This is a genomic window from Pontibacterium sp. (assembly GCF_041587635.1).
Taxonomy (GTDB): Bacteria; Pseudomonadota; Gammaproteobacteria; order Pseudomonadales; family Balneatricaceae; genus Pontibacterium.
The window spans coordinates 1-6,421 of record NZ_JBFGYC010000202.1 but is presented as its reverse complement, the minus strand read 5'-3'; the positions used below and the strand labels follow the sequence as shown (position 1 = coordinate 6,421).

The 6,421-nt window shown below is 52.1% G+C and carries 4 protein-coding genes; all 4 read right to left on the bottom strand.

Annotated features, from left to right (window positions below; translation table 11 throughout):
* Window positions 1–110 precede the first annotated feature (110 nt).
* Complete coding sequence (locus tag ABYW01_RS11195) at window positions 111–560, bottom strand: DUF302 domain-containing protein (RefSeq protein ID WP_372832740.1); 450 nt, start codon at window positions 558–560, stop codon at window positions 111–113.
* Window positions 561–696: 136 nt separating this feature from the next.
* Entirely contained in the window at window positions 697–1,176 is a 480-nt protein-coding gene (locus ABYW01_RS11190; RefSeq protein ID WP_372832738.1) for a transglutaminase-like cysteine peptidase, read from the bottom strand.
* A gap of 229 nt (window positions 1,177–1,405) precedes the next feature.
* Window positions 1,406–5,095 (bottom strand): AAA family ATPase, encoded by a 3,690-nt coding sequence (locus ABYW01_RS11185; protein WP_372832736.1) that lies wholly within the window; start codon window positions 5,093–5,095, stop codon window positions 1,406–1,408.
* Window positions 5,092–6,339, bottom strand: coding sequence for an exonuclease subunit SbcD (gene sbcD, locus ABYW01_RS11180; protein WP_372832735.1), 1,248 nt, complete (start codon window positions 6,337–6,339; stop codon window positions 5,092–5,094). Before sbcD ends, ABYW01_RS11185 begins: the two co-directional genes overlap by 4 nt.
* Window positions 6,340–6,421 lie beyond the last annotated feature (82 nt).

The window sequence follows — 6,421 nt, the reverse complement described above, 5'->3', positions numbered from 1 at the left end:
GAACCAGTGGTTTCAGACACAGGCTCAGATTATCTCGTGCCCATGCTCCGCGTGGGAATACATACGACACCTCAGGGCTTCCATATTAACCCGCCCAATAAACATATCAGTTACTGCGTTGCAGCCCCTGCGAATTTGGCTAATGCGCCCTTCACTTTGCCGATCACGGCATCGCAGCCTTCGATGTTGTGACGTTCTTTCAGGTATTCCGGATCATTATAAGACAACCAAGTCTGGCCCTTTTCGTCTTCCCAGATCAGCGCTTTTTGCGGCAGATCCAGTGCGGCTGTCTGGCTGCATAGCATCAGTGGTGTGCCGACTTTTGGATTGCCGAAGATCACAACTTCGGTTGGTCGCAGTTCCAGGTTAGCTTTTTTAGCACCTTCTGCATGATTGATACGGGTGAAAACTGTCATACCTTTTTGACCAAGTACGGATTCAAGTTTGTCCGCTGTGGTCGCTACGTCGTGATTGCTCTGAACCGTGATGATGCCATTGTCGGCCAGTGCAGGTGTAGTAATCAGTGCCGTTAGAGCCAGACCGGTCAGTTGTTTACGCATGGTTACTCTTCTCTCATGATTGGGTTAGCGCCGGGGCGGACGATAGATCGAATCTACAAATTCGTGCGAGCATAACGTCTATGCCTGAAACGGAACTGAAAGCGCCAAAATGCAAAGCTCTCTTTATGTGCAGAGGTTAGCTATCGATACGATACCAACGCCCATCCGGTTGACCGATGCTGATCCAGTCATAGCGTAGATCGTCACGCCGATGTAACCACTTATGACGACTATCCAGAATCCACCCCTCCACGGATAACACCAGATGGTCGTCACCGTTCTCGGTGAGCACATACACCAGATCCGACGAGATCCCGAGCGTAGCCAGTCGATTTCTGGCCCAAAGCGCGAAGTCTTCACAATCCCCTTGCAGGCTGGCGATCCAATAGTCTTCTCGCTGATATCGCGTTAGATCGCTGACGTATTGATGTTTGGCATGAGCCTCATCCAGAACCTTCTGCAAGGTATCCGGCATCGACCAGCAGTGACCGCCTCTGCTCCGCAGTTCTGCGCAGCCGCTCAGAGGTGGTACGGGATCACCAATACGGAACGGCGTAGGGTCGTTAGTGATACATCCTGCGAGCAATAGGCTGCATAAGGCGAGGGCTAGTTTCATATCGCACCCAGTACATTGGCGTTCTGGGTGGGTCACGTGCAGTCAGCAACGTTCCCTTTTGCATGAATCTGGCGAGTGTGTGGCCTGCCGGTAGAGCGCCGGAGTTCCTGATCTGCGGGCAGATCGAATTCTGTTGGTTTTAGCGGTAAGTATAGCCTGCTGGCAGATAATAGATGGATAGGCACAAGTGCTGAGTGAGTTGCTCAGCACTTGTCAGCGCTGCATATACCTATTCTCTCAGCCTGAATTGATTCTCCAGCTGGCTGACCCCCAGCCCATTCATTTTCTTCACCTGAATCTGTGTAGGAATACGCTCTTTCATCGCTTCGATATGGCTGATCACACCAATCATCTTTCCGGAAGCATTCAGGCTATCCAGCGCATCCAGTGCGGTATCCAGTGTTTCAGCATCCAGCGTACCGAAACCTTCATCCAGAAACAGCGAATCGATACTGGTCTTTTGACTGACAAGGTCAGACAGAGCCAGCGCCAACGCAAGGCTGACAAGAAAGCTCTCGCCACCGGAAAGCGTCTTGGTATCGCGCACGGCATCACCCTGCCACGTGTCCAGTACCTGAAGTTCCAATGCTTCAGATTGTTTGCGTTGTAGCAGATAACGACCATGCAGGCGATCCAGTTGTTTGTTGGCCAGATACACCAGATGATCCAGTGTCAGGCCCTGTGCAAAACGCCTGAATTTATCACCCTTTTGCGAGCCAATCAGTGCGTGCAGGTAAGCAATGTCATCGTAATTTTCCTCACTACGCTCTATCTCGGCAAAGAGTTCGGTCTGATTTTGGCGACGCTGCTGGTCATCATCGATACTGCGCTTGACCTCGCCCTGCTGGTGGCTGTTGTCACGTAATTGAGTCGTAACCAGCGTTAAGCGTTCCTCAACCTGTTCCGCCGGAGTCTGAAGCCATTGCTGTTGCTGATCGCCACTTTGCAGTGCGTTGAGCGTTGCATCGGCTTGTTCTTTTAAGGCTTGCGCACGCTCTAGCTGGCTTTCCAGTTGTTTCTTCAGCGCAACCAAGCGACTGCGTTCCTCTTCAGGTAGCAGTGCAGCTTCGAAAACCTGCTGGGATTCAAATGGACTGTTGTTCAAAAGCGCTTGCCAGTCCTGCTCTTGCTGTGTCAGATCTCCATTGAGTTCGGTCAACTGTTGTTGCGCGCTATTGAACTGTCCGCTCAGGTGTTGCAGCTGTTGTGTTGTTTGCTGATGCGCGTGCTGTGCCTGCTGATAAGCGGTATCGGCTTGCTGGCAATGTTGCAGCATCCGCTGACGTTCAACTTCTACCTGTTTGTCACCAAACAAAGTCTGGCGTTGCGATTGTTTATCGCTCAGCTGCGCGGAGATCTGTGTTAACTGCTGGCTGTGTTCTGATAGAGCATTACTTAAGCGCTGTGAGTCGTCTTCCAGTGACTTTATGTCAGATAAAAGCCCTGTCAGTGATTTCTGATGCTCTAAGCTTTGCTGATGTGACGTTTGCCATTGGGATGCAGCATGATGTCGCTCGTTCAGCCATGGATCAATCTGATCCAGTGATGGCATCGTCTGCCCTAACGTGTGCAGCTGGGTATTAAGCTGGCCTTCAAGATCATCGCGTTGTTGCTGCAACGCTGTTAACTCAGCCTGCAACTGGCCTGTCTGCGTGACGGCGTGATCATACTGCTGACGGTTCAGTGCAATTTGATGGCTGCTGTTATGTGCTTCACGCTCTGCGGTCGCCAGTTCAGTCAACGTGGCTTGGGTGCGTTGCTGCAATTGTTTTAGCTGGCTTTGCTGCTGATTCAGGTGCTGCATGCGTCCGTCGCTATGCTGCAAGAAACCGTTAAGGGCGACAGCGTCACCGATCAACAGCTGTGCATTCAGTTCTGCAGTGATTTGCTGCCAACGTGCAGTGATTGCGTGGGAATCAGACTCTACCGCGGCGTAACGTTTGGTTTTCTCATCCAGAGTGACTTCGTCTTTATGAAGCACGTCTTTTTGCGCTTTAGCCTGCTGCTCGATAGCTTCCATTTCAGACTGAAGTTGGTGCTGACGCTGCTCGGTCTCAGATAGATTGAGCGCTTGATAGGTATCGATCAGTGGATGCTCAGCCGAACCACAGAGCGGACATGGCTCATGGGGTTGTAGCTTGGCGCGTTCAACCGATAGATCAGCGATACGCTTTTCCTGCTCAATCAGCGTATTGACGTCTTTGAGGTGAGTTCGTTTCTGCTGATATTGGTGACGCAGGGCCTGAATCTGATGCTGTTGAGTCTGTATTGCCGCATTCAGGGTTTGTTGCTGGAGGCCCAGATCAGACTTTTCTGTACTCAGGCTTTGAAAGCGTTCAGACAAGTTTCGCAGCTCAAGTCGAAGTCCTTGCTGCTCGTTCAGCATACGCTGTTCTTGTTCCAGCGCGGTTTCATCGTTACCGGCTAAAAGCTGTGCAGATTCAGTCTCAAGCGTGTGTAATGCGGTTTTACAATCGGTAACACGTTGCTGAGTACGTTCGACATCGTGCTGTAACGACCCTTGTGCAGCACGGAGTGCCTGAATATTGTCATTGAGCGCTGACAGATTCTGCTGACGCTCTTGAGTCTGAGTTTGCAATTGATTGAGTTGATCAAACTGCGCCTGCCAGCGTGGTAGCTGAGCGGCTAACTGCTCGTCTTGAGCATGTGTCTGGAGGTAAACGCTTAATGCGTTGAGTTCAGCCTTCAGCGCTGTTTCCTGAGATCGCTGCGCGTTGAGTCTTACTGTGGTGCTGGAAAGTTCCTGTTCGGACTTCTGCTTTTCCGCATTCAGTCGATTTTGTTCGGCGGACAGCTGCTGACATTGGTTGTCCAACGGAACGATCTGCTCATTGAGCAAGGTTTCCAGCGCTTGCTGGTCATGACGTGCGGTCTTTAACGCCTCTTCATGACTGGTCAGCGATAGTTGGGTATTGGCAGCGCTCTGCTCAGCGCCTGTCACGCCCACTTTAAGCGCCGTGACGGATTCCTGCGTTGTTGCCTGTTTAGAACGAATCGTTTGCAACAGATAAAACGGCGTGCGCAATGTTTCAGCAGGTTCCGCCTGAGCCAGCCGGGTCAGCGAGGATTGTTCCTGATGCAAGGCCTCTTGTGATTGCTGCAGACCTGCGTGTGCATCGTTGGCGCTACGCTGCGCGGCCAGATAGTGCTCCCACCATGCTTTGTGGGCCTGCCATTGCTGGCGCTGCTGTTCGAGTAGTGTTTCTTGCGCAGTCAGTTCCCGTTGGCGGTCAGCCAGCGCTTCGAGTTGCTCGACACTGAGCAGCTCTACACCCTCTGCACGTGCTTTGAGTTGCGCCAGTTCACTTTTCTGCAGGCTGAAATGTTCGTGCACTTTCTCGGAAATCAGGCCGTATATTTCAGTACCCGTCAGTTCTTCCAGCAGTTCAGCACGATCATTGGCATCGGCGTTGAGAAACGCTGCGAACTGGCCCTGAGACAGCATCATCGATTTGGTAAAACGGGCAAAATCCAGACCGGTAATCCGTTCGATCAGCTGGTTCTTCTTTTTTACCTGCGAGGCGATGATTTTTCCATCGTCCAGGCCTGCCAGCTCCACCTTGGCATCCTGCAGATTCCCTTCGGCCTGATCACGGGAGCGGCGCTGACTCCAGAATGCTCGGTAAGCGGTGCCTTTTACGTCGAACTCCACTTCAGCCAGTGCATCAGCAGTTCCACGGGTCATCAGCTCGTTGCTGGATTTCGAAATGTTATTCAGCCGAGGCGTACGGTGATACAGCGCAAGGCAGATCGCATCCAGAATGGTGGTTTTGCCCGCACCGGTCGGACCGGTAATCGCAAACAGGCCGTTATCCGCAAACGGGGACTGGGTGAAGTCGATCTTCCACTCGCCTTTAAGGGAGTTGATGTTCTTCAGACGAAGACTGAGGATTTTCATGCGTTCACCTCCTCTTCCTGATCAGACGAACTGACCTCTTCCATGATGCTGCGAAAGCGTGTGCGGATACGCGTCAACCGCTCACCTTCACTTTCACCGTCGAATGTTTCCTGCGCCAGACGCCGCTCGAACACCTCTTCGGGTGTCAGTTCCGCCAGTGTCTCCTTCTCCTGTCGCTCAATCTGAGCCTGTCGGTTGCTGCGGGCACGCCTCAGCTGGAGCACTTCTACGTTCATATCGGCGGTCATGGCCTGAATACGTTGTTGCAAATCGTTCAGGTAGTCCTGTGTATCTACTTCGATGCATAACCAGACAGGCTTATCATCCAGATGTTCTGATAGCAGGTTTAACTCGCACTCTATGGTCTCCAAATCTCCTTTGATCACCTGCATCGGTTGAAACAGCGGGACCGAAATGGGAGTGATCTGACTGAGTGCACCGTCAGAAAACTCTGCCATCAGGACCTCTTTCTGTGTGCCTAGCTCATCAAAGCTGAGCGGTATCGGTGAGCCACAATAGCGAATATGTTCCGACTGAGCGACAATCTGCGGGCGATGAATATGACCCAACGCGATGTAATCTGCAGGCGGAAATGCACTGGATGGTACCGCCTCAAGGCTGCCAATGTAGATATCACGCACTGACTCGGAGCTTTTGACGCCCATCGCAGTGAGGTGGCCGGTCGCAATAATAGGGAGGTCTGCGGATAGCTCTGTGCGTTTTTTCTCAGCCAGCGCATACAGAGAGGCATAGTGATTTTTAATCGCCTCCCCTAACGCTTGCTGCTTCTCAATGCCGGATTCATCGGCCTGACTGGTCACCACATCACGTGGGCGAATATATGGGATCGCACACAGGATCGCACCAGGTTTACCGTGCCGGTCATTCAACACGATAATCTGGTCTTCTGCATCGGCTTCAACGCGGGCAACGACCCGTGTATTCAGATATGCCAGCAACTCTCGGGATTCGTTGAGTGTTGATACCGAATCGTGATTACCTCCCAGGATAACCAGCTGACAGCCAAGCTTGTTCATCTCTACCACAAAGCGGTTATAGATCTCGCGGGCATAGCTGGGCGGCGCACCGGTATCAAATATGTCTCCAGCGACAATCACCGCATCAATCTGCTGTTCGCAGATCCGGTTCAATAACCAGTTGATAAAAGCCAGATGTTCGGCAGCACGGCTTTTGGTAATAAAGTGCTGGCCTAAATGCCAGTCAGAGGTATGCAGAATGCGCATCAGTAGTGCTCAGAGTTCCATCTATGCAGGTTCGGGAGAGTCGCTGGCAATACTAACAGCGTCACCCTCTGCGCTCCATGTG